Raw genomic sequence first — 26,166 nt, 5'->3', positions numbered from 1 at the left:
GGATTATCAAGAGTGACTGTTTTCCTCATCAGCAGGGCGCCAGGGCAACAGAATACGTACCACCAGGCCTCCGGTGTCGGCTAATGAGGCGCTAATGCTTCCCCCGTGCGCCTGACAAATAGCCTGAGCGATTGACAAACCGAGACCGCTGCCGCCGGAATGCCGCGCGCGGGACTGCTCCTCCCGGCTAAAGCGCTTAAACATTTCCGGCAGAAACTGTGGCGATACGCCCGGTCCGTCATCCTTAAATTCGAGGGTGTAACGCCCTTTAGCGTAGTGGATAGTCACCGCAAGATGGCCGCCATCGTGTCCGTAGCGTAGCGCATTTTCCATAAGGATTGTAAACACTTGCCCCATACGGAAGGCATCGCCACTGAAGGGGCAAGCGCGCGGGTTGCGAAGGGTGATGGTAAAATTATGCGCATCGGCCTGGGGCGTCATCCAGGCCGCCCGCTCCTCAATCAACTCGTCGAGACAAAACGGCTGGTCTTCCAGCACAAGGTTACCCGCATCGGCCAAAGAAAGAAGATGGAGTTCATCGGTCAGGCGATTGAGGTGCTGGAGTTGTTTCATCACCATCCCCAGTTGCTCCGGGCTGGCATCAAACACCCCGTCGAGCATTCCCTGCAGACGGCCAATGGCTGCCGTCAGGGGAGAGCGCAGTTCATGCGCCATCGCGACGTGCGAGGCGCGCAGCTCTTTTTCATAGCGGGCCAGTTGCCTCGTCATGGTATTAAAGTCAGTGGCAAAACTGACCATTTCAGCCGGCGCATCCTTGATGAGCTCTGCCTGACGGCCAAATTGTCCGTTGGCGACATCCTTTGCCGCATCACGAAGACGGCTGAACTGCAGTGCCAGCGGCCGCGCGTGTTTTAGCCCCATCACGACAATAAAAGGGATCATGACCAGCACCAGCAGGGCCACGGTGACCCAGTCTGCTGAGGCGATGGACGGCGTTGAATAACTCAGGCCCCACCAGGTATCGACAATGTTGTGAAAGCGGGCCGGGTTGGCCTGTGGATTCTGGCTGAGGGTCAGAAATTCTTGCCGCACCGCCGCCGGCATCCTGCCCATTATCCAGTAGTTCTGGACGGCATAACGTAGCCACATACAGGTTGCAATGACAATCACGCTGCCGATGGCCAGTGCCAGAATACGCGCGCAAATCCAGCGCCACAGAGAAGAATGATGGTTTTTTATCATGGTTGTCTGAACCTGTAGCCCACGCCGCGAACGTTGACCAGTACGCCGGAGATACCCACCGCTTCGAGTTTTTTGCGCAGGTTATAAATATGGGTATCCACGACTCGTTCAAGGGCTTCGCTTTCCGGCAAACAGTGTTCCAGTAAATACTGGCGGGAAAACGGGTGCGCAGGCGAACGCAGCAGGGTTGCCAGAAGAGAGAATTCCGTCGGGGTAAGATCCAGTATCACCGGCGTGTCGTCGCCGTTAACCACGCTTGCCACAATGGCGGCGACATCCACCTCCAGGGTATGCCAGCGAAGTATCTCTTCCTCTGTCTCTTTTTTATTGCTGCGTCGCAGCACCGCCTGCACCCGCGCCACCACTTCTCCCGGATGATAAGGTTTAACAACATAATCATCGGCACCGTACCTGAGGGCGCCAATGCGATCGGGGGTATCGCCCATGGCGGTCACCATGATCACCGGCACATCGCTTTTGCGGCGCAGGCTCGCCAGCACTTCCGTGCCGTTAAGACCGGGGAGCATCACATCCAGCAGGATAAGGTCAGGTTTCCACCGTTGCGCCATATCCAGCCCGGCCAGGCCGTCTCCGGTAATGGTGACGTCGTAATTCTCGCGACGTAAATAGGCTTCGAGCACGCCTGCTGCATCGGCGTCATCTTCAATAATCAACACTCTTCTGGACAACATCCGTTCACCTTGACCGTTTCTTAACACTATCCGGACTATTCATTGATTTAACCCAATCATACTGCACCCACATTGGGTGGCGATTCCTGTATCAGGAGAAGCCAGAGTCTGTGTGGAGAAACAGTATGATAGCGATAAAAAAAGTCCTGTATATGTCCGTTGCGCTTCTCACTGTCGCTGCATTCGGCGTCCAGGCTGATGATGGCGCGTCTTCCGATTCATTAACTCTCGGGGTGGCCGGACAATATGTCCCCCGTTACTCAGGCTCTGACAAGCAGGTATGGCAGGTGGTTCCTGTGCTACAGGGACGCAAAGGCGCATTTTTTATTGATGCACAAAAAGGAGCAGGATATGACCTGCAAAACGCCAGCGGTTGGTACTTCGAGCATACGTTGGGTTATAACCTCGGCAGGGGGGAGAAAAATGCCAGCTGGCGCGAGGGGGCAAATAATCTGCAAGGCATGGGCAACATTGATGCCACTCTTAATACCGGCCTTGCCATCGGCTGGCAAGTCGTTCCCTGGCTCAGTTTTGAAGGCAAAGCAACACTGCCTCTGACGGACAGTCAGGGAGTAAACTATCAGACATCCGTGACGTTGATTCCCTTCCAGGACAGCCAGGATACGGTCGCTTTTCAGTCTGCGGCCCTGTTTGGCGACAGTCGATATATGAATACCTGGTATGGGGTTAGTCAGCAACAGAGCCGCCGCTCCGGCTATCGCCGCTATTCTGCGCCGGGCGGATTTTATGGCGTAGACAACAGTCTGAGCTGGAGTCACCAGTTCGATGCTCACTGGGGTTCGCTACTGAGCGCTGGCTATACCTGGTCTGGCGAGCATGCGAATGAAAGCCCGATTGTTTCACGGCGTAGTGAGGGCTCGGTAACCGTCGCGGTCACCTGGACATTTTAGTCGGTTAACTTCAGCCAGGCATATCCTGTGTGGTTAAATATGCCGGATATGCTGGGTTTAAAAGTGAGACTGTGTTACATAGTGCTATTCGCCTGACAAAATCTGGATGGGATTATGCTGACAACTCTGATTTACAGAAGTCAAAAGCATTTTATACAAGACGCTGATCTCATATTGCTGGTGGAAAAAGCGAATATCGAGAACGCAGCATGTGGGGTTACGGGCATACTTCTTTTAAAAGATAACTTTTACCTTCAGGTACTTGAGGGTGATGAGTGCGTGCTTGAGCAGCTATTCAACAAGATTAAGCATGACCAACGCCACTATCAGATAGTGGAGTTAATGCGCGATTATGCACCGCGCAGGCGCTTTGAGAACGTGGGGATGATGTTTTTTGACCTGAACAAGCAGCACATTGGTGACGTTCTGGAAAAGATCCATCAGCTTAGCCATTTGAAAAGTTATCTTTCCGCGGAAGAGCGCGCCTACAAATTTATCCATACTTTTATCAGCCAAAAAAGAGATTGCTCGCCGTCACCCTTTTTATGGCCTGAAAAGTGGTCAGTACACCCGCGTAAACATTCATTTCACGTACCAGAAGAACCGGTTGCTGCCCATTACTGCTGCCAGTTTGCTTTCCAGCCCATTATTGAACCCCTGAGCGGAAATATCACCTCGCTGGAAGCGCTTATTCGGGATAAAGATGGCGGCAGTCCCGCCAGTTTTTTTGCATCGATTCCGCAGGATCAACGCTATGAAATTGATCTTAAAGCTAAGTCGGTTGCTTTTGCCCAGGCTAAAGCCATTAATATCGGCGACCATAAAATATCGATTAATATTCTTCCGATGTCGTTGGTCGTTATTCCTGATGCCATCGAATTTCTGTTACAGGAAATAAAAAAACAGGGGCTGGTGCCGGAGCAGGTTACTGTCGAAGTGACGGAAGATGAAATGATCTCCGGTTTTAGCCAGTTCAGCAGTGCTATCAAAAAACTGCGCGTCTCAGGAATGGGGCTGGCCATTGATGACTTCGGCGCGGGATATGCCGGGCTGTCGTTGTTAACAAAAATTCAGCCAGATAAAGTCAAAATCGACCGTGAGATTATTACCGATATCCATAAGAGCGGGCCTAAACAGGCGGTGGTGAGATCGATAATCAACTGCTGCCGTGAGCTCGAGATTACCGTGGTTGCTGAAGGCATTGAGCAGATAGAGGAGTGGTGCTGGCTTGAGGCTGCGGGCATTAAGCGCTTCCAGGGGTTCTTATTTGCGTTGCCAAAAGTGAACGGCGTCGGTGAGATTCGCTGGCCTGTGAAAACCGCTGACAGTTCCATCCGACCTTAATCATCCACGATAATCAGGATACAGGTCAGTATCCTGAGCTGTCCCCCGTTGATGACTACATGATTTTTATGAGTTTCACCACCATGGGCCTGTTCCACACGCAAGAGTGACGGCTCATCGCTCACCGCAGACTTAGCGCCCTTACTTTCTGTCCACTCAGGGTCAGGGCGGACTCACAGTGCCTGTCTGGAAAAAAAGTCTAATGCCTGCTGGGTCATCTGAAGGAAACGTTTCTTATTCAGAATGATGGAAGCGGATCGTTAGATACATTTTGAGTGGAGCCTGCAGTGCGTCTTTTCCATTTCAGCGATAGTCCTGATATCACTATCTTCAAACCTCGTCCATTACGGGTGCATGTTGAGAGGCCTGCAGGACAGGAGTGGCTTAACGGGTCACTTATATGGGCTACGGACGAAGCACACGAACTTCTTTACCTTTTCCCTCGCGAGTGCCCACGTATCGTGTTCTGGCCATTGCCTGAGACGACCGGAGAGGACGTTGAAAAATGGATGGGCGATGAGTCTCATGCTACTGCCATTGCCTGCATAGAGCAGGCATGGTTTTCACGCTTTATCAGCGGCAAAATTTACAGATATGAACTGCCCATTGATGGCTTTGAACCTACCGGCGAGGTTGGTATGTGGGTATGTCGAACAGACGTTATCCCTGCCAGCTTAAGAATAATGTCCGATCTTCCAGCAGAACTTGCCGTCAGGAATATCTCCCTGCGTGTAATGGAGAGGCTTGCGCCGCTTAAAAGTATATGGCTGACATCGTTTCACGCCAGTGGCATTCGATTACGAAATGCGCAAGACTGGGGCAAACCAGGCTGGACGCACTCAAAACCGGGCCGTCAGATGAGTGTATAGAGTAATAACCGTTAGTTTTTGAAGATCTGTCTGAAGAAGGAGGCTCCTTGAGCTACGTTTCAGAAATTCGCAGCATTATTGGCCACAGAATGCTATTGCTGGCTGGTGCCAATGTCATTCTTGTTCGGGATGATGGATATATATTGCTTCAACAACGCAAGGACACCACATGGGGATTACCCGGCGGACTGCTGGAGCCTGGCGAATCTTTAGAGGAAACCGCGATCCGGGAAGTAAAAGAAGAAACTAATTTGGATATTAAGCATCTTGATTTCTTAAAAGTTTTCTCGGGTGCAGAATACACGTTTACTCTTCCCAATACAGACGAGATCAATGTTATCACCGCATTATATTCTGCTGAAATCTGGTCAGGAGAAATACTCAACGATCCCACAGAAGGTCTTGCCATAGAGTTTTACCCGCCTGACCAATTGCCCTCACCCATGAATGAGGAGTACTTAACCTATATCCGCTTTTATTTAAGGCATAAGGCTGAAAAGGGATGTCAGCAGGCACTGTGAACTAAAATATCCGCCCTCTGATGAACACGCATGCCCGCAACCCCGACATTGGCGTGAGTCCCGGTTTCGCCAGTTCGGTTATGGGAAAATGCGCAGGGCGGTTGCGATTAGCGGTCAATGACAGGCAAAAACTGGTAGCGGAGAATACCGCTTCGCCCGGCTCTTTCCGCTGTTTTTATGGAGGGTAAATTGTCCGGAATAATCGTTCCCATAAGCAGAGAATCTTCCCGGCGGGTAGGGGAAAGACAGTTAAACAGCAAGCGTTGTGCCCGGGAGGCCAGTGAGCGCCCCCGAAAGTCCGGGAGAATAATTTCTTCTGAAATTTTGCAACCCGGTAAAAACGCGATTTCCCCCTTTTCACAAATTATCAGTCCAGCACGATTCGCATGTTCATAAATAATGTACACCTCGCCTTGTGAAATATTATCTATGAGATCTTCATCATCAGCATAGTTCAGATTGCGGCTGGTTAAGGCAGGAACAGAACGCCACGTATGCTGATAGGCTTCAACCAGAGCCTGTCGGCACCATTCAAAATCGGCGTATACCGCGGGTCTCAGAGTTAATGCGTCATCCTGATACTCTGCTGCGCAGGACAGGCGCGATGCATATATGAGCTGATCTGTTATACCCTGAACGTTAGAGTGGAACGGAGTGAGAATACGGATGTACTCAGGTTTTAGCTGCGCCCATTCCTGGCTGACAGCCTGAAGGACTAAAGGATTAATGTCGGAATCTGAGGCCACGATATCAATGAAGGGTCTGTTGATATCGCCTCCGTGATAACGGGGGCCGGTGAGAAAATGTCGACCAGCAATGCGTAGTTTTCGCTGTAAAAAGTCATGCTGGGGTAAACCCGTTTCCTGCCATGGAAATTGTGCTGAAAAGGCTTCATCTGTACATCGTCGCTCCTGCTCATAAATCCATTTTTCGAGCCAGCCAGCGAGCGTTTTTTGGGATAAAGGTAGATCGGCATATTGAGAAAGCATATAAGTCATCATCGCGATTTGATATTACTCCTGGTATCAGTCACGCTTCCCGGATTGCCTTGTCTCTTGCTTAAATAGCAAGCGGGGCTCTGGTTTTTATAGCCGGTTCGTCCCCCTGGATCCTGTTTATTACTGCGCTTTCTGCAGTGATAACCGCTTAGTTGCCGTTGAGAAGCGCCATACGTCGGCGATCTTTCTCACGGCCACACAACAGGAAAATCGAGGCCAGTTTTTTTCGTGTCGGTAGAAATAACGTTTGTGATCTGATGAAAAACATCTGTGTTTCGCCGACGGGTACTTCAACCCATTCGTCCATTGTTGATACACGGAAACCACCGAGAATTTCAACAGGCACAGGGCCAAAATTTGGTTTCAGCAGATATTCAGAACGAAATCTCGGGAACTGCGTATTTGCAAAATTTGGCCATGAAAATTGCTTGCTCAGAAAGGCTGCTGAGCTTGATGACAGAACAATATCGATATCTGCAACCGGGCCATCTTCAAGGCCGTAAAGCACCATCGCCGCCCCTCCGATTATCATCCAGGAGAGAGCGTGTTGATTGAGAAACTGCGCCGTATTTTCCAGCGTGTTGATTAGCCCGTATGCATTGGATGGTATGCTCATTTTCGGCTCTTCAGTATGTTAATAAAGGCGTCTCTCGTGCTCCAGAGCTAGCGTCTGAAAAGATTATATGACCACTTTATGACCGTTTGAGAAGCAATGAGTCGGGCATAAAAGGAAGAGGGCGTAACCGCAGCCGCGGGCTCATGAGTTAAGTCCGTAATGAACTCATATCGTCAAACGGGCAATTACACAAATCTACGTACAGGCTCATTGATGGCAGAAGCGTGGCGTACTCGATATCTGCTTCCACTCTTCACCGTCATTGAGATGTCCCAAATAACTACCATAATCGTCATTTAAGACACTTCTTTCTCACTTATGATTCTCGCATCGAATCAATGGTGACCGAAAGGAGTCTGCAATGAGTCTCGCAACACAATCTGCCAAAGGCACCGCAGTGATAACGGGTGCATCCACCGGTATCGGTGCGATTTACGCCAGCCGACTGGCGCGCATTGGATATGATCTGATTATTATTGCCCGCAATCATCACCGCCTGAATCAGATGGCCAGCCACATTACGGCTGACACCGCCCGCAATGTGGAAGTCCTTGCAACCGATCTTGGTGATGCCCAACAGTTGGCCGCCGTGGAGCGAAGACTGCGCGATGACGCCAGCATTACGCTGCTGGTGAATAATGCTGGCGTCGGAACACATACGCCCCTGTTAACGAGCGATGTCGATCAGATGCAGGCGATGATTAATCTCAATGTCGTCGCCCTGACGCGTCTGACTTATAGCGTGGTTCCGGGTTTTGTCGAGCGGGGTGCGGGCGCCATCATCAATATTTCATCGATTGTCAGCCTCGCGCCGGAACTGCTGAACGGCGTGTACGGCGGCACAAAAGCCTTTGTGCTGGCATTCAGTCAGTCACTGCATCATGAACTCGCCGACAAGGGCATCCACATCCAGGCCGTGCTGCCGGGTGCTACGGCAACGCCGTTCTGGGATAACGGCGGTTTGCCTCTTGAACAACTTGATAAGTCGATAGTGATGAGCGCTGATGACCTGGTAGATGCCGCTTTGGCGGGTTTTCTTAACCGGGAACTGGTCACTATCCCGTCATTGCATAACGACGCTTACTGGCTGGCGATGGAAAGCCGTCGCCAGGCCATGATTCCACACCTTTCCAGTCATGTACCCGCCGAACGTTATCGCGTCGGCCTTACTCGCTAACAGGGCATTTAGCCAACAGGAATAACCGTATGAAACTGACAGGCAATACTATTTTTATCACTGGCGGCACGTCGGGTATTGGTCGCGCGATGGCAGAAAAATTTCATCAACTGGGTAATCAGGTGATCATTTCGGGTCGTCGTAAAGCGCTTCTGGACACGGTTACCGCGGCGAATCCCGGGATGGACTCCGTGGTGCTGGATGTAACCCGTGCCTCAAGTATTAAATCGGCGGCGCAAGAGGTGCTCTCGCGCTATCCGGCACTTAATGTGGTATCAATAACGCCGGCATTATGCCATTCGATAATGCCTCTGCTGAACTGGATGACAACATGGCCACCACCTTATTGGATACCAACCTGTTGGGCACGGTTCGGGTGAGTTCAGCATTTGTTGAACATCTGAAACAGCAAGCGGATGCGGTCTTGATCAATAACAGTTCGATTCTGGCCTTTTTACCGCTGGCGACCAATGCACTTTACTCCGCAACCAAAGCGGCGATTCACTCTTACACTCTGTCTCAGCGTTTTTTACTGCGCGATGCAGGGGTGACGGTTATTGAAATTTCACCGCCATGGGTCGATACCGATTTGATCTACAAAAGCGGTGATTCCCGTGCGATGCCGGTTGCCGATTTTATCCAGCAGACCTTTGACAAACTGGCGACAGATTCCATTGAAGCGATTGTCGATAGCGTGCTCCCCGCACGTGCGAATCCGGGGGCTAATGAACACGAGATGGTGAACGCGTTTAATCAGTCAATGATGGATAACCCTATCCCGGTTGCCTGACCGACCCTGGGGCAGGTCACTGCCCCATCCCTGGAGTTTATCATGCAAAATCACCTGTCCACATCGCAAAGGCGCGCGCTATGGGCGCTGAGCCTGGCGTATTTTATTCAGGCGACCGGTTCACTTGCCGTGGCGGGCAGCCTGGCCGCAATTTCTCAGGAGTGGGGGATCAGCGACGGGCAAAGCGCTCGTCTGCTCTCTATTTTCGGTCTGACATTTGCGCTGGGCGCTCCGCTGGCACAGGTCCTGTTCGGCAAGCTGATGCGCAGGACACAGGTGCTGGCCGGCATGTTGGTATTTGGGCTGGGCGCCCTGATTTTTGCCATTGCTCCGGACTACAGAGTACTGGTGGTTTCCCGGATTGTGATGGGGCTGGGGGCATCGCTGATAGGCCCCGTGCTGGTTGCTCTTGGCGCTGAGCTGGTCGCCCCGCAAGAGCGTGGCAGCGCCATTGCCACCATCCTGCTGGGGGTGTCGATGGCCAGTATGGTTGGCATTCCGCTGGCGACATGGGTAGCCAGTGTCGGGGGACCACGCGTGCTGTTCGCGCTTGTCGCGCTGCTCAGCTTGCTGACGGCGGCGAGAGTGTGGCTTCTGGTGCCGAATGTGGTCAAAGGCGTTGATATTCATTTACGGCAGGTCGGCCAGGTGCTGATGGAAGGGAAATCGCTGGCCGCCTTTCTGGTGGTGTTTTTTATTACCTCCGGCGTATACGACATGTATGCCTTTATCTCTCCAATGATCCGCGACCGTTGGCAGGGCGATATCTCTTCCGTATCGATAGCTCTGGCTGTTATCGGCGTCGCGGGTATTGTGGGGAATCTTTTTGTTACTCGGGCCGCCCGGCGCTACAGTGCAGAGCACTTACTGGTCGCCGGTCTGAGCTTACTGGTTGCGGTTATGCTGCTGATCATGCTGTTACCGGCTCAGCTGTCATTGCTGTATCTCCTGCTGGTGGTCTGGGCCTTCTCCACGGATCTGTTATGGCCCACGCAACAGCGACGTATCGTGGAGATCTCGACAGCGGAGACGCGTGGCATTTCGCTGGCATTAACCAGCGCCTTTATGTTCTGCGGCATTGGTTGTGGATCGGCGGTGGCATCCTGGCTTTATCCGCTGTCGGGCTTTTACGGAGTAATGATAAGCTCAGTGCTGTTCCTGCTGCTGGCATTGGCCAGTCTGTGGGCTTCTGAGCGTTTACGGGCTCGCTCTGCGCAATATCAGGCGGTTCGCCAGCCATAAAGGAGTTACGATGCACCGTGTGGGATTCATCATTGCCGACCATTTCCAGATGCTGGCGCTGTCTACGCTGACGGTATTTGAGTTTGCTAACCTGGTGGCCGATCGCCCGTTTTACCAGTCCGTGGTCTATTCCGAACATGGCGGAACCGTACGCTCTTCTTCAGGTATTGGCGTGGACTCCGTAAAATTGAGCGAGGAAACGCAGGTGGATACCTGGCTGGTGGCAGGCGTATTATCACCAATGGACGAACCTGCCAGTCCTGGCGTGATTCACTTTCTGCAAACCACCGCCCGCCAGGCGCGGCGGATTGCCGGGATCTGCACCGGGGCATTTGTGCTGGCCCAGGCCGGGCTACTGGAGCAAAAAAGCGCCACTACGCACTGGGCGCACGCACACAGTCTGGCCTCGCAGCATCCCACGATTCAGCTTGAAGATGACCGTATTTTTATTATCGATGGCACCATCTGGACGTCGGCAGGCATGACCGCCGGGCTGGATATGGCACTCGGGATGGTGGAGAAAGATCTCGGCGCAGACATTGCCCGTATTGTGGCGCATCGTTTGGTGATGAATCAGCGCCGTTCTGGTGGTCAGACCCAGCATTCAGAAATGCTTTCCCTGGCGCCCCGCTCAGATCGTCTGCAAACCGCGCTGGAATATGCGCGTAATAATCTGCACAAAACGCTGACGGTGGAAATACTGGCCGATGCGGTTCATGTGAGCGCCCGCCAGCTTAGCCGTCTTTTTCGTCAGGAAACGGGCAAGTCGCCGGCAAAAGCAATCGAAGGGCTTCGGCTTGAAGCCGCACGTTTAATGATAGAGCAAAGCCGACTGTCGCTGGATGCTATTGCCCGCGAGTCCGGTTTTCGCGACAGACGGCATATGCGCGAGGTGTTTATTCGTGGGTATGGCATTCCGCCTCAGTCGCTTCGCGCGGGGCGATAATTTTCAATGGGCTGATAATGGGCTGATGTAAGTGTTCATCGGGGGTATTTTTCTTTTCCGCATGTGCAGGTTAACGGCATGGTTAGTCACTGAAAGGAAGTGGCAGCCTGCAGGATATATTACGCCCGGTCACCGTTAACCCGCGGTAAGGTTGCCGTGAAGAAGGTATTTTCCCCATTTATACGATACTGAGCAGGCGGCATACTAAATTGCGACGGTTTATATAGACACTCTGGTGGGGGCAGTCCACAGTCCAATGAATTTCTGTTCCTCGCTCAAAGCTGTTCAGGCGGCCCCAAAGTGGGTTATTCGATGCGCGTAACATCGGGGTGACGTGTGCTGGCCGCCTCATGGAAAATATCGCCCAGCCATCCCGCGATCTCGGCTTCTGTCAGCTCATCTGGAATGATGATATCGTACAGACGGGAGAACTTTCTTTCCGTCATATCGGCACGAAATACCTGCCAGTGATTCTCAACCCTTTTGACGCCAACATGCCGTCCGAATACGTTGTAAATCAGCAATTTTTATCCTCCTGGTCACCCATGTTTTAACCTCGATCTTAGCAGAGCATGTTATGTCTCATTTGTCCAACGACAACAGTGACTTCTTAATTTCGTTATCGCCGATGTGAATGCTAAAATTCCTGAAAGTTTCACTATTGCCAAAGAATCCATTTATGAAGAACGCTGATTTTAAACGCCCGCAACTGACGCTGCCGAACGGCGCAGACAAGCTACTGCTGCACTCGTGCTGTGCGCCCTGTTCGGGGGAAGTCATGGAGGCGATTCAGGCCTCGGGCATTGATTACACGATTTTCTTTTATAACCCCAATATTCATCCGCAAAAGGAGTACCTCATCCGTAAGGAAGAGAATATCCGTTTTGCCGAAAAAAACGGTGTTCCTTTTGTCGATGCGGATTATGACACCGACAACTGGTTCGAACGTGCGAAAGGGATGGAGTGGGAGCCTGAGCGCGGTGTTCGGTGCACTATGTGCTTTGATATGCGCTTCGAACGTACAGCGCTGTATGCCGCGGAACATGGGTTCAGCGTGATCAGCAGTTCACTCGGAATTTCCCGCTGGAAGAATATGCAGCAGATTAACGATTGTGGACAACGCGCTGCCGCACATTATCCGGGAATGGCGTACTGGGATTACAACTGGCGTAAGCAGGGCGGCTCATCGCGCATGATTGAGATCAGCAAGCGCGAGCAGTTTTATCAGCAGGAGTATTGTGGTTGCGTCTATTCATTGCGTGATACCAATATGCACCGTAAATCGCAGGGCAGGCCGCTCATCAAACTCGGTAAACTTTACTACGGTAAGGAAGGCGAAGAACAGTAATACCAGAAGCCCACATTCACATGTGGGCTTCTGTAAGCATTGGCTCATCCACGGCGTTTATCCCACCTATTTCATTTATTCGTGTAACGTAAGGACAGTGCAGTTTAGACTGGTACTGTTTTCCGGGGGAAGGTCACAGGGTAAGTGGAGCTAATGGGTGATAAATACAAAAAAGCCGGCATGAAAACTCAGATCTGGGGAAATATAAAAAAAACACACAAAAAGAGACAGGTCAGCTTTGTTCTGAAATTTGCTTACGTTAATGTTCTTCATCTCACTTGGCGGATTAAGAATCTTAAGTCATTAATACAGGGGGGCTGTCAGAGTTAGCGTTTTTACCTGCCAGTACGCAACTGCAAGGCGGTATATCTCCAGGCTAATTAAGGATACCTTCTGATGTTCAATCGTTTTATAACCCATTCGGCATCTTTCTTTTTGTCATTGACAGTCTTCATTATAAGTTTACCGGGGCACGCAGAATCTTTAACTGACACGGCCGAATACCAACAGATAAGCGAGCTGATCAGGGAACCACTGACGCTGTCTGTCACTTTAAATAATGGCCAGCCTGCGATACTTGATGCTTTCGTCACACGGCCGGTTAGCAAGAAGCCTTTGCCGGTCGTGTTAATCACCAATGGAACTACCGGTACGGCCGAGTTTGACCGCTGGACGCTTAACCCAAACAGATATTCTTCAACAGCAATCGCGTTTGCACGCCACGGGTATGCTGCGGTGGTTGTCCTGCGAGAGGGATATGGTCAGTCCAGTGGTGCTGCAGAATATACAGGACACTCATGCATCCAGCCCTTTCATCTTCAGGCCGGAGAACAGGACGTCCAAAATATGGTTGCGGCGCTTGAGGCTGTGCGCCGGAACTCATGGGCTTCCGCTGATAACGCGATGCTGGTTGGTATGTCCGCCGGTGGATTTGCTGCTATCGCAACAGGCGCAACGAATCCGCCAGGCGTCAAGGCGGTTATCAATTTTGATGGCGGCAGAGGGGCTATCGACGGAAAATCCCTCTGTGATAAGACAGGGCTAATGAAAACGTATGAACAATACGGAAAAACAGCAAAGCTTCCTTCGCTGTGGCTTTATGCAAAAAATGATAAGTCGTTTCCCCCGGATATGGGCAGAGAAATGTTTAATGCGTATCAGCAGAGTAAAAACCCCGCTCAGTTCATCGTCATGCCTTCTTACGGGAAGGATGGCCATGTCTTTATGGATTCAGCGCCTGAGAGTTTCTGGTGGAATACCGTTGCCGCTTTTCTTGAGCAGAATCATCAGCCTTTCCAGGAGATAATCAAGCTTCCCGTCGTAAATCTCATTGAACCGCCAGCCCTGAATGCTGCCGGAAAAAAAGCTTTTTCCGAGTATGAATCAACGCAGCGATATGAAAAAGCATTTGCTACCGATCCGGACGGAGACTGGGGCGCTGCATACTGGGCCAGAAACAGTCAGGAAGCTGCTGCAACGGCGCTTAGTCTCTGTACAAAGGAACAACGGAGAGGGGCACCTAAATGCGCTGTCTACGCTATCAACAATAATTACGCCTCAGAGAAAACGCACTGAAATAAGCTGATATAACCGCAGCCCTGGTGCTTGTACGAGATTAGGTTTCTTCTTTTCTCACCGCGGATATCCTTTCTTCTGGCGCGTCAGGAGCGGATGCTGCTGAAACTGTGTTACGGTGACAATTGGGAACGATTCATAAGGTGTGTGATTCGAAACTGACTGACGTTTAGTATTGTGGAGAACATAAATGACAAATGATTTGATTGCGCTTTCTGCTATTGGCGTTGCTATTCTTTTTGGTGCGATGAGCCCGGGAGTCAGCTTCCTTCTCGTTGCTCGCACGGCCATGTCCAGTTCAAGACGGGCGGCATTATCTGTGGCGGTAGGTATGGGTTTTGGTGCACTTATCTTTGCTGTCATTGCGTTAGCGGGGCTTCACACCCTGCTGACATTGGTTCCATCACTTTACACAGGCCTGAAGATTGCCGGTGGTTGTTATCTATTATGGCTTGCGTTAAAGATTTTTCGGCGCCCTTCAAACAGGTTTATCGACTTGGCCGTTACTGAGGAAGTCAGATCCTCAAAAGCTTTTCTAACTGGTGTGTTCACGCAAATCAGTAATCCCCATACCGCCCTGATATTTGCCAGTATTTTTTCCGCAGCGCTTAGCAAAAACATTCAGCCTGTTATGTACATCATCCTGCCCATAATGGCATTCGTTATTGATGTGCTCTGGTATGCCATCGTTGCATACTTATTATCCACTGATGGGCCACGTCAGGCTTACATTAAATACCGTAAGCTCATAGATAGATTAAGCGGGGGAGTCATGGCCTTTCTGGGAATACGGCTTCTGTTAAAGTAATTTAAACGATTACAAACTAAGTCTATGGATGAGAAACATTAAGGTCTGCTTCTGCTGTGAGCTCACAACGCTATCCTCAATCAAGGGGGGACGTTGCTATGAAACGAAGAACTCACAGCCAAAAGCGGACATATGTGCAGGGTTACGCTTTTTTACTACTTATAGTCCCTGATTGAACAAAGTTGCTGGCAGTTTTTGAGGCAGCAGGCAGAAAGAACCTGAACGTGAGACTAAAGTGCTTTTATCTACTCCTTTTAAAATCGCACCCAGTAAGGTTATGGTAGGAATTCATCGTTAACTGGAAACAGGTGTCGCACATGTCGGCTTTACAATCGAATAAAGACTGGGTCAGAGTTGCACACACGCCGGGAAAAATTGAACGCCTGGAGGCCTACTTCAGTGGGTATGGTTATGAACCCCATCGTCATGATACTTATGCGATCGGCAGGACACTGTCAGGAGTGCAAAGCTTTCGTTACCGAGACAGTAAACAACACAGCTTACCAGGGGGGACAATAGTCCTGCATCCGGATGAAATTCATGATGGAGAGGCAGGAACGACAGAAGGGTTTCAGTACCGGATGCTATATATCGAACCTGCGTTAATTCAGAAAATTTTGGGCGGAAAACCATTACCCTTTATTCCAGGTGGCATATCAGCGGATCCTCGGCTTTTTGCCGCCACCGGACCGCTGTTAAAAGCGTCAGAAGATTCTATTGATGTCCTTGAAGAGGAGGACGCACTTTATGATCTTGCCCAGACTTTGGCCGTCGTAGGAGGGCAACGCTTTCGTCGCTGCCTTGTGGATTATCAGTCTGCAGAGCGCGCGCGAGAATATATACAATCTGAATTCAGCCAGAACATTACGCTGGAAACCTTATCCACCGTCTGTGGTAAAGATCGCTGGAGCCTGAGTCGGGATTTTCGGGCACTTTTTGGCACGAGTCCTTATCGCTATGTAACAATGCGCCGTCTCGCATACTGCAGACATCTGATTCAGACAGGTCTGTCACTTGCAGAATCTGCTTTAGAGGCAGGGTTCTCAGATCAAAGTCATATGACACGGCAGTTTATAAAGGCATACGGTATTTCTCCGGGCCGTTGGCAAACCTTCATTCACCCCCACAGTGCCTGAGTTGCACGATCGTTCAAGACCATCACAGCGACTTTATTTATCCTCGACGTTTCTTGAACATTAAGGAATGTCATCATGTCGTTACCGGTAAATCTAGAACAAAAATTCTCTCTTTTCGAAACCCATTGGCAGCCAAAAGTCATTGCGCAGATGAACGATTATCAGTTCAAAATCGTGAAAATAGCGGGCGACTTTATATGGCACTCACATCCTGAAACCGATGAGGCCTTTATTGTAGTAGAGGGGGTATTGCGTATCGATTTTCGCGACGGCCACGTCCTCGTTAATCCGGGAGAAATCTACGTTGTACCAAAAGGTGTAGAACATAAAACGTCAGCCCAAATGACGGTAAAAATGATGATGATAGAACCCTGTGGTGTCCTGAATACTGGACACGAAGGTGGGGAACGAACCGCTGAAAACGATATCTGGATCTAGCTTGGGTTGTATCAGACTGCCCGGCTGGCCGATCTGTCTGATAAACCACGACTACATAGATAACTTCAGGCTCAATACGAGCCTGAACGGCAGTTTTTCGCTCACCGTCGACTCTGTCATCTGGAAGGGATACGATTCCCTGACCCGCGAATACGGGGTTTGCCGGTCAATGATGTAAAAAACATGTTAAGCAGATAACTCATTGTTATATAAGTATTAGATCGGATTTTTTCTGAGATAACTATGGCACAAAGCCTGGCCTAATATTTTTTTTATTACTTCGATATAAGATCCAGCTCACTAAGCTACATAGCAGAGAGCAATACACAGCTATTTTTAACGCTCTCACAATATCAACATAAGAGAATAAAAAATCACCGCCGATCCAATAATATGCAAATACTCTGATGGAGAAAAATATTGCTACTGCCATGATAAATATAGCGAAAAACCATATCAGCACAGTCATTAAAAAACGCTGAAGGAAAGATTGATACTTCATTTTTTCTTCTCTTGTTGGTTTTTTATCTGATCCTGAATTATAGCTCCTGCTCCTTCGGAACCAATTGAAGATCCTATATTTCCAGCAATTCCAGACGTTGGGTTTAGTGGCAGAGGCTTGCTGATCCCCATACCAACATCAGTCCATTCCCAGTTTTTCCAGTTAGGATCAATTACTTTCTCAAGTGGTCCTTGAATAACCTTTCCTACACCATAACCTATTGCCGATGTACCACCACTCATCGCAGCACCAGATAATGGATCTTTCCCATCCAGCCAGTTTCCAAACGCACCACCGGCAGCATTCCAGCCCACGGTACCCGCCAGTCCTGCCGGCAGCGTTGCCAGCGTCGAGACGGTCTGCTTCTGCGTTTCGTCCAGTTCGCTGGCCGGTTTACCGTACATCTGTGTGGCGATGAGGCCGACGATTTCCGCCGTGGCTGCGCCAGCGGCACCGGCGAGGGCGCTCTGGTTCTGCGCGGCGGCAAGGGCGGCGTTGACCACCGCATGCGCGGCGACCTTGCCCGCATCATCCAGATTACTGTAGTGACCGATAATCTCCGCGACATACGGCGCGGCGGCGCCTGCCAGCGCGGCTTTCAGGTCGCTGCCCGCCAGCCCCTGCATGCCCGGATGGAACTGGATAAACTTTGAGTTTGCAAAAAACTACCCGCCCGGATAGGGCGGGATTACTACTTACGGTTATTCAGGCCATGCTAAGCCAGCACTAAATTTTTTATGCCAATACTTTCTTGAGTAAAAATCATCCCGGTCTAGATGATATATTAAATCTCTAATTCTTTTTTCTGGCTCATATTCATATTTGTATAACATAGTGGCAAGTTCAGATTGCATACCAAAAAGCTCATCAAATAGAGATTGCGCACTATCAAAATCTATACTCCCGATCTGATGAATTAACGATTCAATACACTCTTCATACAATCGAATGCTACGTTTTATCGATAAAACAGCATCTCGATATCTCTCCAGATCCTGTTGAAAATCAGGCCAAATGTCCATCCAGCCCCCCTTATTTAGTCTTAACTGGTTGAATATGACCAACCTGTCCGGTTTTCGGGTTATAGATCATTTCAAGTCCCGCACCTTCATATCTAAAGTAGCCAGGTGCACCTCTAGGGTCTGGCTCAATTTTTGGATTACCATTTAAAACTTCTCTTGCTTGAATGAATGGAGCAGGTCTGCCTTGTGACCATAGTTTCTCATAATAACTTTTGCTGAATTTCATTCCATCAACAGCATAAAAATCGCCATCGAAGGATATCTTTTTCCCTACACCAAGAAACAGAATGGCCAGGAGTTGGAGAAGAGTTTACATTCAATAGATCAACATAAGGAACTGTAATTATCACATGCATGTTCAGTGGAAAGCCGCCGTAGCGGCTTAATATAAAATTAACGAAGTTTATTTTTCAATTGTTTGACAGGGCAAAAACTCAGCTAATCTTTCATGCGTCTCTACCTTTTCGGCATGTCCATTATTCTGATTTATCTGCACTAATTTCATTGAACAAATATTGCCGGCTTTATTTAGACGATTTCGGACTTCGTAAAGCGCGCCTTTTTCAGGCTTAAACCAATGGGTGCCTAAAGTACACAAGCCACCATCGCTTGCGAATAATGCAGATCTGACTTCAATCCACCCTTTAGCAGGAATGAGTCGTTCTTGATAGTCTAACGGCATGTTTTCCGGTGTTGGAACCGATTTTTTAAATCCTTTATCAACTACTCTTGGTGGGTTTCGTTCTTCATAATGTTTATCTCTAAGGTACCCCAAATCAGATGACTCTGTGCAGGACAATATTTGATGTATAGTTGTATCGTCTGTAAATCCAATTACTCGTATTTTTGCAGTGTCTCCAGTTGCATCTTTATATAACGTGTAAGGCTTTTGTTTTTGAGCACAGGAACTTAAAAAGGCTAATGCCATGATTGTTATAAGTGTCTTATTTGATTTTTTCATCATATTCCCTATTATAAAAATACAGAAACAGTACCATTTAGTGAATTTGATTTCCATAAAACTAATCGAAAATGTTGGGCGCCTCTGCAGAATTTTTCGTCATAGACAGAACAATCTGAACGTCCAGTCGAGTCCGTAGGTGAGATGCCTGACGTATAAAAGGCCACTGTCGCAGCCTGCTCTGGAAAGCTACAGTTCATCAAAATAGCCAGTCTGACCTGCCCCCCGTTGATTAATACACTGAGGTTTGAGAAATACCTTTATCAGTTGAACTCACAGCTCATAGCGGCCACTGGCCGTTACCGTAAACTGCTTTGTGCCAGGAGCTGCCGTTGCCGACTAATTATACTTTATGCAGCTTACAAAATCCTTTATTTCACTAACTTGAATGATTTTGCGCCTTGACTTTTTCAAGTAACTTTAATAGTGGGTTGTCATAAGGGTAATATTCTTTTCTTATATTATCTTTAAAGTGCTCAGATAATATTGGCTTATCCTCCCTATAAAATATTTCATTTTTTGAATATATCTGAACGGTGTCGTTACAGATTGTCACTTCTTCCTCGTTTACCGCTACTGATATCAACGAATCATTCTTTTTTCTTTCTTTTGCATCAATAATGACACATATATGAGGTGTAAGTGGACATACTAATGTTGGTGATCTACTTGGTATAGTGACTGTTGGAATGTCATGATAAAATCCATCACCAAAGATAAACTCTTTTTCTTTACTTAGAAGAAGATAAATGAATGCTTCGTTTTTTATATAGTTTGTAATATTTTTAAGAGCATCTCTCATATTGATAGAGATCAATCTATCCTTCTCTAGCGCCCGTATCTCACCCCTAAGTTTTTCAGCAATAGCTATACATCCATCCCTATACATTGGGCTTCTTACTGCCAAGGAAACAATTATTTCTATGAGTAATTCATGTTCTTCTGACGAACAGATATTAGCTTTGGTAAAGCTTTCACTCTCACATTGAAAGTGCTTAAATCGAATTTCTGATAATAGCTCTATTATTGTGTTTGAATTACTGTCTGCTTTATCAAAAAAATTCGAAATTATGATCAAAACTCGACCGTTTTTCTGGATTATCGCTGAGTTTAATTATATGGCCGTTTTTTATTACAGCTAAGGATTTCGGTTTTACTTCGGTACTTTCTCCCTTTGTATTCACTCTATTAACGAAGCCTCTTGAGTTCCTTCAGTATTTAGAGATTGTTTGTGGCCACCAATGGTTGTGAGTTCAACGGGTCGATGCAACGCTATACTTAATCAAGGGGGACGTTGCCATGAAACTAAGAATGCCCGTGTTATCTCTGGCGGGGCCATAAGGAACTGGAAAACATAGTTCTCTATTTAGGTATTGAACTTAATGAGGAGCTGGAGATATCTGGGTCACTTAAAGCCTATGTCTGTAAGGGCTGCTAACGATATCTTTAACCCCTCAGGTGCGATTATCCAACTTTTGAGCGAACTGTTACAAAAGTTGGATTTGGGTATTAACTGGATTTTACATGTTGGTTTATATTATATTTTTTAAGGCAGACTTGCTACCTAAAGCAACAACCTCAGTATCTCTCTCGTCAAAATGACCTAAGAGGAAGAAGATGACTCCATCATTGCGGAGGATATTGTTTATCCAATGAGTAAGACGATCAAATTGAGGGTCGTCATCAGTGCTTATATATGGCTCCAGATTCGAAAGGAATAATTTTTCTTCCGAATTTATTAATTTTTGGAGTTCATTGTCTACATGCTTAGAAATATATCCGGTTCCTGTTAGTACTAGTCCTTTAATACCATTGTCAATGAAAGATGTTTTATTGTGAATATTATTTGTATTTACTCCTGAATTTTCAATCAATCCCCATGTTTTTTTATATTTAACTATTGCCGTATTAGGCTGTTCGGGAACCAACTGCACCATTACGTGAATATTCTCAATATTATCATCAGTTACATATGTATACATATCCTTCAATAGTTTCTCACCATACTCTCTCCGTGCACAACCTGGTAACTCCCAACTTACAGCTGAAATCCCATCCAATGAGAAAGATAGCTTATCGAAATTAGTTATGTCATTTTTGATAGTTAAATCGGCAGCATATCGTTTTACGCAATTAATAGTCATAGTGGTTGCCTTGCTCATCGTTAAAATGTGGGCCGCGGTTTTGGCTGGCATCATCCTCATAAAAATGGCCACCGGCATCATCATGAATATACACTTTTTGAGTTCCTCCGCCTGGTTTCGGTACATCAAATTCATATATATAACCGGGCTGAATATTGCCACGCCTATCAACGTTAGGAGATACTTTACTCGGACTTTGGCTAACAGGAACACCAGATTGTCTTTTAGCTTCATTGAATGCACCAGCTCTTGCCGAACCTTCTAGTGATAAGTTCGCCGGTTTATCTCCTGTAGCCAGGTAGGCTAAATCATCCTTATTCGGCCCATCCAGGATCGGCGTTACTGTGGTATTTCCACCTGTATCCGGAGTACCTTCAGTATTTCCGGTATTACTGCCTCTTTGATCGTCAGACTGATCCGGCGTGATAAGCGACGTTCCCTTATTCTCATCCTGAATCGGATTAACCAGTTTTCCACCCGTCAGGTCATCATTCACCGGCAGAGTTTCAGTTCTGCTTCCTGACCCGTCCGTATGTTTCTGACTCTGTTGTGCTTGAACCACAGCCATCAGCACGCACATCTCATTTGCCAGACAACCTGCACTCAGTCCTTCTTTCACTTTCTTCGTCAGCGCAAGAGCGGCCCGATCGTTCGCCGTCCCTTTACCAGCTTCTGCCATAGCGGCTGCATTCAGTGTTTCCTGCGCCATCATCTGCTGCAACATACCGATGCTGGCCATATTATTACTGATTTCGTTCTGTCCCGCCTGTGCTCCGGCCATTGCACTGGCTGAACTGTCACCCGCCAGACCTGCCGCCAGCGTGCCCAGCGTAACCAGCGTCTGTTTCTGATCTTCGCTTAACTGGTTGACCGGTATATCACCATACAGGGTTTTCTTGATGGCTTCACCCATCAGCGCGGTGGTGGCTGCTCCCGCCGCTCCTGCCGCCGCGGAATTACCCTGAACGGCGGCTATCACGCCCGCCACCGCTGCATGAGCCATGATGCGGCTTGCTTCATCCGGCGCGGTCTGCTTAATGACTTCCGCAATATATGGTGCTGCGCCTCCGGCAATGGCCTTCGCTATATCGCCCCCGGACAGCCCCTGAATGGCAGCGGTTGCAGCCTGTAACCCCTGCTGGACCGCACTGCCGGTACCGTATTTTGCCATTTCCGCTTTATAGACATCGCTGTTACGCAGCGCGTCGGTATACGCGGCGCGCTCTTTCTCCGTCGCATTTTCCTTCAGTGGGCCGAGTGCCTCTTTCGCTTTTTCCAGTCCGTTTATTTCCCCCTGTGTCCGCGCAATATCCGCGACCTGGCTGTCAATCTCGCCAATCAGCTGGCTCTGCTGCAGGCGCTGCTGCTCCTTCTCCTTATCAAATATCGGCGACAGGGTCTGGCTGGCGTGCTCCACGTCACGGCTTAACGTGGCTGTGTTCTGGGTCTGCTGTCCGGGGTTGCGGACAATCAGCGTGCCGTCAGAGACCGCCGCGCGGGTGGTGCTGCTGTCGTGGCCTGCGTTGTTCCCGCCGGTCAGCAGGCCGTTAGCCATGTTCCCCGCAAACTGGCTGCCGATGCTGCCGCCGCTGCTGAACCCGACGCTCTGGTGTTCGGTTTTAAAACCGGCCCGGTTGTCGATATCGCCCCAGCCCAGCGTGCCGGTGTCGAGTCGGTTTTTGTCCGCCGTCGCCGTCGAGCCAGTCACCGCGCCATCCAGCTGCGTATGTTCACCCAAGGTGATGTCATACCCGCCTTTGCCGGCAAAGATGCCGGTCTGCTCGACCACGGAATCGTAGTTGCTGTGCATCCTGTCCTGGCTGAGGTTGACGCTGGCGGAGCCGCTCATGGAGCCGAAGGTGAAGCTGCCCCCGGCGCTGGCATTCTGCTGTTTTGAGTCGTAGCGGTCGCTGTCCTGCTCAGAGGTGAGGGTCAGGTTGCGGCCGATACCGGCGATAACCGTATCCCCGCTGACCTGGGCGCCGGTGAGGGTGGTGTCGCGTCCGCTGTTGAGGGTGAGCCGGTTGCCCGCATCGACGGTGGTTTCGCTGTGGGTGGTGCCGGTGCCGCTTTCACTGCCTTTGCCCTTGTTGGCGCTGGCGGAGACGCTGATCCCCCAGCCGCCGGAGCCGACGCCAATCCCGACGCCGACCGTGCCGCCGTGGCTGTCGTTTTTACCTTCCAGCAGCTGAGTGTTCTGCGCCGATTGTAAGGTGATATCGCGGCTGGCCGACAGCGCCACGTCATTACCGGCCTTCAGCTGGCTGCCGACGGCAGTCAGATCGCCTTCGCGGGCGCTGATGCTGAGGTCGCGGCCCGCCGTGCCGGAGAGGGCCAGGGTCAGGCCGGAGGTTTTCTGTTCGACCACGTGGGTCTGCTGACTCTGGTTTTCGGCGGCGGTGATGGCGACGTTTTTGCCGGAGAGGGCCATGTCGCGACCGGCGATCAGGTCGGAGCCGGTGACCGTCAGGTTGTCGCCCGCGTGCAGGGTCAGGTCGCCGTTGACGCTGCCGACGGTGCTGCCCGCCCGGGTGATATCCGCCCCGGTGTCGGTGGTTTTTACGCTCTGGGTGCCGTAGCTGAAGCCGATCCCGCCGGAGCTCATCAGCCCCGATTTTTTCTCCTGCTTCAGGTGCTGCTCGCTGTTGTACTCATCCCGGGTGTCGATCCGCAGATTGTTGCCCGCCAGTAGCGCCACGTCGCCGCTGCCGGCCACGCTGCTGCCGCGCACGGTGAGGTCATGCCCGGCGGTGAGGCTGACGCGGTCGCCGTTGAGTTCGCTGCCCTGGGCCGTCTGCCGCGAGACGCTGTCTTGGGTGCGGGTGGTGGTGTTGGACAGCCAGCCGCTGCTGCCGGTGACCCTGTGGCGTTCGTCCAGCGTCTGGCTGTTTTCGCCCGCGTCCAGGGTGAGGTTGTTGCCTGCGCCGAGGTTCAGCGCCGCGCCGGAGGAGAGGGCGGCGCCGCGGGTGCTGAGGTCGTTCCCGGCGCTGAGGGTGATATCGCGCCCGGCCACCGCCAGCAGGCTGCTGCCGCCCTGGATGATGCCGCCGGTGTTATTGATGTCGTTGCGGGCGTTCAGGCGCACATCGTCGCCGAGCAGGGTGCCCGCCTGGTTGGTGATATTCCCGGCGTCAAGCTGCAGGACGCGGCGGCCGTTCAGAGTGCCGCTGTTGAAGAGGTCGCCGTCGAGTCTGATGTTGACGTTGTTTCCTGCGATCAGCGCGGCGGAGCCGTCGATGTCGCCCGGTTTGACCTTGGCGTAGACCTGCGGCACCAGCACGGTCTGCAGTGAGCCGTCGGGCATCTTCACGGTGGTGTTCACCAGCCAGACGATGTCGCCGGTCAGCAGTGCCATCTGCTCGGGGGTCAGCGCCACGCCGCTCTTCAGGGCATACTGTTTGCCGAAGGTTATGCCCTGATCCATCAAGGCTTTAAACTGCGCTTCGTCGCTGGAGTAGCCGTCTAGATAGCGATGGCCGGTCAGGGCGATCACCCGCTCGCGGATCCGTTGAGTGGCAGCAGACAAGGCTACCGCTTACCCTGATCCGCAGATCTGTCCCACAGGGAGTTTAACGAAAAATGGTACCTCAGTTCTGTAGTATTTTTATTATTTATTAGTGTGTTAGTTAATGGATCGTGTAATAAGAAAAAGGGGAGCCGGTATGTCGTCTATAGGGAAGGGGTTTCAGACAGCCTGACAGGGTTGATGAACTGAACGGAGCCGAATCTGACAGTCGGCTCCGTGCCAGGAGCGGAAGTTGTGTCTGTTGGTATGATATTATAATTACACTCACTTATAATAAGCCCACAAAACCGAGATAAGAATATCTCAATCCCTAGGAGTTAACAAATGATTAACTTTACTGAAATTGATAGTGACGGTGAAGTCTGGGAGTCATTTGCCCGTGATTTTCTTGAAGAACTTGGCTTTTATATTGAATCCGCACCAGATAGAGGTGCAGATGGAGGTAAAGATCTTTTAATCACAGAGCAATTGCAAGGCCAGTTAAATAAATATAAATTCCGTTGGCTTGTTAGCTGTAAACATTATGCAACAAGCAAAAGATCAGTTTCAGAAAAGGATGAGATTAATATACAAGAACGTATTGATGGATTCAATGCTGACGGATTTATTGGATTTTACTCAACACTACCAAGCAGTGGTCTAAATTCAAGATTGACGCAATTAAAAGAAAATGGAAAAATAAAGGACTTTCGATTCTTTGATGGTAAATTAATTGAAAATCACTTAGTCAGAATTGGGTACTCAAAATTACTTTTGAGGTATCTTCCTGAGAGCTATAAAAAAATAAAGCCCAAGCATTTTATTTTTAATGAATACTTACCTATAAAATGTGATCATTGTGGAAAGGACTTAATAGAAAACCATCATGAAGAAAATTATGATGGCATTGTGTGCAATGCAAAGATCATACATGATGACAAACCGACTGAAGTGATAGCAGTTTATTATGCGTGTAAAGGCGATTGTGATAAGCATTTTGAAGATTATTTTTGGAGTAAATACAAAGCGATTACGGAATGGCAGGATATAAGTGATTTAGCTATCCCATTATTCTATCTCAAATGGATTATGGGGATATTTAATGAACTTGAGTCTGGAAGGAAAATATATACCAAAGAAGCCTTCAATAAAACAAAGGAGATAACATTAGCGTTATCTCAAATTGTTATGAGAGAAATAACGGAAAAAGAAAGAGAAAGAGTGATGGATTTGAATTCACTACCTGATTACATATAAATTATATTTACTAACATTTGATCTGGCGCATCTATGGTGCAGAGACAGCCCCATCTTGGGGGCCACTGGCCCCCAATTTATCGTAATACAGGATAATAAGGTGCTCCAGGGGAGCGATGAACTTGGTGTTAAATCTGCTCCTCTCTCGCAGCGGACCTCGG

The 26,166-nt window shown here is 49.5% G+C and carries 24 protein-coding genes and 3 pseudogenes; 14 read left to right on the top strand and 13 right to left on the bottom strand.

The window, feature by feature from the left end; all coding sequences use genetic code 11:
• Positions 1–6: 6 nt before the first annotated feature.
• Positions 7–1,203 carry a sensor histidine kinase gene (locus tag Electrica_RS13845; RefSeq protein WP_141964747.1) on the bottom strand — a complete coding sequence of 399 codons (1,197 nt, stop codon included), beginning with the start codon at positions 1,201–1,203 and terminating at the stop codon, positions 7–9.
• The gene (locus tag Electrica_RS13840; RefSeq protein WP_100686061.1) at positions 1,200–1,895 is read right to left on the bottom strand and encodes a response regulator; all 696 of its coding nucleotides are present in this window, start codon (positions 1,893–1,895) and stop codon (positions 1,200–1,202) included. Before Electrica_RS13840 ends, Electrica_RS13845 begins: the two co-directional genes overlap by 4 nt.
• Positions 1,896–2,020: 125 nt before the next feature.
• On the opposite strand from Electrica_RS13840, the gene Electrica_RS13835 reads away from it, so the two are divergent.
• From Electrica_RS13835 to Electrica_RS13820, 4 genes are all read left to right on the top strand, one after another.
• A complete protein-coding gene (locus Electrica_RS13835) occupies positions 2,021–2,806 on the top strand; it encodes a MipA/OmpV family protein (RefSeq protein ID WP_141964746.1) in 786 nt (261 codons plus the stop codon).
• A 114-nt stretch (positions 2,807–2,920) separates the two neighbouring features.
• On the top strand, positions 2,921–4,150 hold the full coding sequence (locus Electrica_RS13830) for a diguanylate phosphodiesterase (RefSeq protein ID WP_141964745.1): 1,230 nt from the start codon (positions 2,921–2,923) through the stop codon (positions 4,148–4,150).
• Between the two features lie 287 nt (positions 4,151–4,437).
• Positions 4,438–5,019 carry a DUF6886 family protein gene (locus Electrica_RS13825; RefSeq protein WP_141964744.1) on the top strand — a complete coding sequence of 194 codons (582 nt, stop codon included), beginning with the start codon at positions 4,438–4,440 and terminating at the stop codon, positions 5,017–5,019.
• 47 nt (positions 5,020–5,066) lie between these two features.
• Positions 5,067–5,540 carry an NUDIX hydrolase gene (locus Electrica_RS13820; RefSeq protein WP_141964743.1) on the top strand — a complete coding sequence of 158 codons (474 nt, stop codon included), beginning with the start codon at positions 5,067–5,069 and terminating at the stop codon, positions 5,538–5,540.
• 107 nt (positions 5,541–5,647) lie between these two features.
• On the opposite strand, the gene Electrica_RS13815 is transcribed toward Electrica_RS13820, so the two are convergent.
• Both Electrica_RS13815 and Electrica_RS13810 read right to left on the bottom strand, forming a co-directional pair.
• Positions 5,648–6,541, bottom strand: a complete 894-nt coding sequence (locus Electrica_RS13815) for a GNAT family N-acetyltransferase (protein WP_141964742.1) — start codon at positions 6,539–6,541, stop codon at positions 5,648–5,650.
• 145 nt (positions 6,542–6,686) lie between these two features.
• Complete coding sequence (locus tag Electrica_RS13810) at positions 6,687–7,154, bottom strand: hypothetical protein (RefSeq protein WP_141964741.1); 468 nt, start codon at positions 7,152–7,154, stop codon at positions 6,687–6,689.
• A 361-nt stretch (positions 7,155–7,515) separates the two neighbouring features.
• On the opposite strand from Electrica_RS13810, the gene Electrica_RS13805 reads away from it, so the two are divergent.
• The 4 genes and pseudogenes from Electrica_RS13805 to Electrica_RS13790 all read left to right on the top strand — a co-directional run bounded on the left by Electrica_RS13805 (position 7,516) and on the right by Electrica_RS13790 (position 11,309).
• Entirely contained in the window at positions 7,516–8,331 is an 816-nt protein-coding gene (locus Electrica_RS13805) for an SDR family NAD(P)-dependent oxidoreductase (RefSeq protein ID WP_141964740.1), read from the top strand.
• Positions 8,332–8,360: 29 nt separating this feature from the next.
• Positions 8,361–9,121: pseudogene (locus Electrica_RS13800) on the top strand (SDR family oxidoreductase).
• A gap of 42 nt (positions 9,122–9,163) precedes the next feature.
• Positions 9,164–10,363, top strand: a complete 1,200-nt coding sequence (locus Electrica_RS13795) for an MFS transporter (RefSeq protein ID WP_141964739.1) — start codon at positions 9,164–9,166, stop codon at positions 10,361–10,363.
• Between the two features lie 10 nt (positions 10,364–10,373).
• A complete protein-coding gene (locus tag Electrica_RS13790; RefSeq protein WP_141964738.1) occupies positions 10,374–11,309 on the top strand; it encodes a GlxA family transcriptional regulator in 936 nt (311 codons plus the stop codon).
• 305 nt (positions 11,310–11,614) lie between these two features.
• On the opposite strand, the gene Electrica_RS13785 is transcribed toward Electrica_RS13790, so the two are convergent.
• Entirely contained in the window at positions 11,615–11,833 is a 219-nt protein-coding gene (locus tag Electrica_RS13785; RefSeq protein ID WP_131049759.1) for a DUF7661 family protein, read from the bottom strand.
• A gap of 155 nt (positions 11,834–11,988) precedes the next feature.
• On the opposite strand from Electrica_RS13785, the gene Electrica_RS13780 reads away from it, so the two are divergent.
• The 5 genes from Electrica_RS13780 to Electrica_RS13760 all read left to right on the top strand — a co-directional run bounded on the left by Electrica_RS13780 (position 11,989) and on the right by Electrica_RS13760 (position 16,614).
• Positions 11,989–12,657 carry an epoxyqueuosine reductase QueH gene (locus Electrica_RS13780; protein WP_131049760.1) on the top strand — a complete coding sequence of 223 codons (669 nt, stop codon included), beginning with the start codon at positions 11,989–11,991 and terminating at the stop codon, positions 12,655–12,657.
• Between the two features lie 396 nt (positions 12,658–13,053).
• Complete coding sequence (locus Electrica_RS13775; RefSeq protein ID WP_141964737.1) at positions 13,054–14,232, top strand: CocE/NonD family hydrolase; 1,179 nt, start codon at positions 13,054–13,056, stop codon at positions 14,230–14,232.
• 190 nt (positions 14,233–14,422) lie between these two features.
• Entirely contained in the window at positions 14,423–15,040 is a 618-nt protein-coding gene (locus Electrica_RS13770; RefSeq protein WP_141964736.1) for a LysE family translocator, read from the top strand.
• Between the two features lie 317 nt (positions 15,041–15,357).
• Positions 15,358–16,176, top strand: coding sequence for an AraC family transcriptional regulator (locus Electrica_RS13765; RefSeq protein WP_131049763.1), 819 nt, complete (start codon positions 15,358–15,360; stop codon positions 16,174–16,176).
• A 75-nt stretch (positions 16,177–16,251) separates the two neighbouring features.
• On the top strand, positions 16,252–16,614 hold the full coding sequence (locus Electrica_RS13760) for a cupin domain-containing protein (protein WP_100685201.1): 363 nt from the start codon (positions 16,252–16,254) through the stop codon (positions 16,612–16,614).
• 498 nt (positions 16,615–17,112) lie between these two features.
• On the opposite strand, the pseudogene Electrica_RS28895 reads toward Electrica_RS13760, so the two are convergent.
• The 8 genes and pseudogenes from Electrica_RS28895 to Electrica_RS13720 form a co-directional block, all read right to left on the bottom strand.
• Positions 17,113–17,742, bottom strand: a pseudogene (locus Electrica_RS28895) (VENN motif pre-toxin domain-containing protein); the annotation flags it as partial.
• A 75-nt stretch (positions 17,743–17,817) separates the two neighbouring features.
• Positions 17,818–18,138 (bottom strand): hypothetical protein, encoded by a 321-nt coding sequence (locus tag Electrica_RS13745; RefSeq protein ID WP_141964734.1) that lies wholly within the window; start codon positions 18,136–18,138, stop codon positions 17,818–17,820.
• Between the two features lie 10 nt (positions 18,139–18,148).
• The gene (locus Electrica_RS13740; protein WP_228267369.1) at positions 18,149–18,364 is read right to left on the bottom strand and encodes a hypothetical protein; all 216 of its coding nucleotides are present in this window, start codon (positions 18,362–18,364) and stop codon (positions 18,149–18,151) included.
• Positions 18,365–18,541: 177 nt separating this feature from the next.
• Positions 18,542–19,102, bottom strand: coding sequence for a hypothetical protein (locus Electrica_RS13735; protein WP_141964733.1), 561 nt, complete (start codon positions 19,100–19,102; stop codon positions 18,542–18,544).
• A 376-nt stretch (positions 19,103–19,478) separates the two neighbouring features.
• Positions 19,479–20,177 carry a DUF4238 domain-containing protein gene (locus tag Electrica_RS13730; protein WP_167686238.1) on the bottom strand — a complete coding sequence of 233 codons (699 nt, stop codon included), beginning with the start codon at positions 20,175–20,177 and terminating at the stop codon, positions 19,479–19,481.
• Positions 20,178–20,631: 454 nt separating this feature from the next.
• Positions 20,632–21,243 carry a hypothetical protein gene (locus Electrica_RS13725; RefSeq protein WP_141964731.1) on the bottom strand — a complete coding sequence of 204 codons (612 nt, stop codon included), beginning with the start codon at positions 21,241–21,243 and terminating at the stop codon, positions 20,632–20,634.
• On the bottom strand, positions 21,233–21,811 hold the full coding sequence (locus Electrica_RS28890) for an HNH/endonuclease VII fold putative polymorphic toxin (protein ID WP_228267422.1): 579 nt from the start codon (positions 21,809–21,811) through the stop codon (positions 21,233–21,235). Before Electrica_RS28890 ends, Electrica_RS13725 begins: the two co-directional genes overlap by 11 nt.
• Positions 21,812–21,970: 159 nt before the next feature.
• Positions 21,971–24,307: pseudogene (locus tag Electrica_RS13720) on the bottom strand (hemagglutinin repeat-containing protein); the annotation flags it as partial.
• 786 nt (positions 24,308–25,093) lie between these two features.
• Between Electrica_RS13720 and Electrica_RS13715 the strand changes: the two are divergent.
• The gene (locus Electrica_RS13715; protein WP_141964730.1) at positions 25,094–26,005 is read left to right on the top strand and encodes a restriction endonuclease; all 912 of its coding nucleotides are present in this window, start codon (positions 25,094–25,096) and stop codon (positions 26,003–26,005) included.
• Positions 26,006–26,166: the final 161 nt, after the last annotated feature.

Origin of the sequence: Klebsiella electrica (assembly GCF_006711645.1) — a bacterium.
In the GTDB taxonomy this organism is placed as follows: domain Bacteria; phylum Pseudomonadota; class Gammaproteobacteria; order Enterobacterales; family Enterobacteriaceae; genus Klebsiella; species Klebsiella electrica.
Note: the sequence above shows the minus strand (reverse complement) of the source record. Positions and strands in the feature narration are given on the sequence as shown.

Bases quoted from the DNA above. Each gene is read 5' to 3' on its own strand.
- Electrica_RS13815 (WP_141964742.1), bottom strand. From the start codon at position 6,541: ATGATGACTTATATGCTTTCTCAATATGCCGATCTACCTTTATCCCAA.
- Electrica_RS28890 (WP_228267422.1), bottom strand. From the start codon at position 21,811: ATGGCTGTGGTTCAAGCACAACAGAGTCAGAAACATACGGACGGGTCA.
- Electrica_RS13830 (WP_141964745.1), top strand. From the start codon at position 2,921: ATGCTGACAACTCTGATTTACAGAAGTCAAAAGCATTTTATACAAGAC.
- Electrica_RS13835 (WP_141964746.1), top strand. From the start codon at position 2,021: ATGATAGCGATAAAAAAAGTCCTGTATATGTCCGTTGCGCTTCTCACT.
- Electrica_RS13745 (WP_141964734.1), bottom strand. From the start codon at position 18,138: ATGGACATTTGGCCTGATTTTCAACAGGATCTGGAGAGATATCGAGAT.
- Electrica_RS13765 (WP_131049763.1), top strand. From the start codon at position 15,358: ATGTCGGCTTTACAATCGAATAAAGACTGGGTCAGAGTTGCACACACG.
- Electrica_RS13840 (WP_100686061.1), bottom strand. From the start codon at position 1,895: ATGTTGTCCAGAAGAGTGTTGATTATTGAAGATGACGCCGATGCAGCA.
- Electrica_RS13760 (WP_100685201.1), top strand. From the start codon at position 16,252: ATGTCGTTACCGGTAAATCTAGAACAAAAATTCTCTCTTTTCGAAACC.
- Electrica_RS13780 (WP_131049760.1), top strand. From the start codon at position 11,989: ATGAAGAACGCTGATTTTAAACGCCCGCAACTGACGCTGCCGAACGGC.
- Electrica_RS13725 (WP_141964731.1), bottom strand. From the start codon at position 21,243: ATGACTATTAATTGCGTAAAACGATATGCTGCCGATTTAACTATCAAA.
- Electrica_RS13740 (WP_228267369.1), bottom strand. From the start codon at position 18,364: ATGAAATTCAGCAAAAGTTATTATGAGAAACTATGGTCACAAGGCAGA.
- Electrica_RS13790 (WP_141964738.1), top strand. From the start codon at position 10,374: ATGCACCGTGTGGGATTCATCATTGCCGACCATTTCCAGATGCTGGCG.
- Electrica_RS13805 (WP_141964740.1), top strand. From the start codon at position 7,516: ATGAGTCTCGCAACACAATCTGCCAAAGGCACCGCAGTGATAACGGGT.
- Electrica_RS13845 (WP_141964747.1), bottom strand. From the start codon at position 1,203: ATGATAAAAAACCATCATTCTTCTCTGTGGCGCTGGATTTGCGCGCGT.
- Electrica_RS13735 (WP_141964733.1), bottom strand. From the start codon at position 19,102: ATGATGAAAAAATCAAATAAGACACTTATAACAATCATGGCATTAGCC.
- Electrica_RS13715 (WP_141964730.1), top strand. From the start codon at position 25,094: ATGATTAACTTTACTGAAATTGATAGTGACGGTGAAGTCTGGGAGTCA.
- Electrica_RS13810 (WP_141964741.1), bottom strand. From the start codon at position 7,154: ATGAGCATACCATCCAATGCATACGGGCTAATCAACACGCTGGAAAAT.
- Electrica_RS13775 (WP_141964737.1), top strand. From the start codon at position 13,054: ATGTTCAATCGTTTTATAACCCATTCGGCATCTTTCTTTTTGTCATTG.
- Electrica_RS13770 (WP_141964736.1), top strand. From the start codon at position 14,423: ATGACAAATGATTTGATTGCGCTTTCTGCTATTGGCGTTGCTATTCTT.
- Electrica_RS13795 (WP_141964739.1), top strand. From the start codon at position 9,164: ATGCAAAATCACCTGTCCACATCGCAAAGGCGCGCGCTATGGGCGCTG.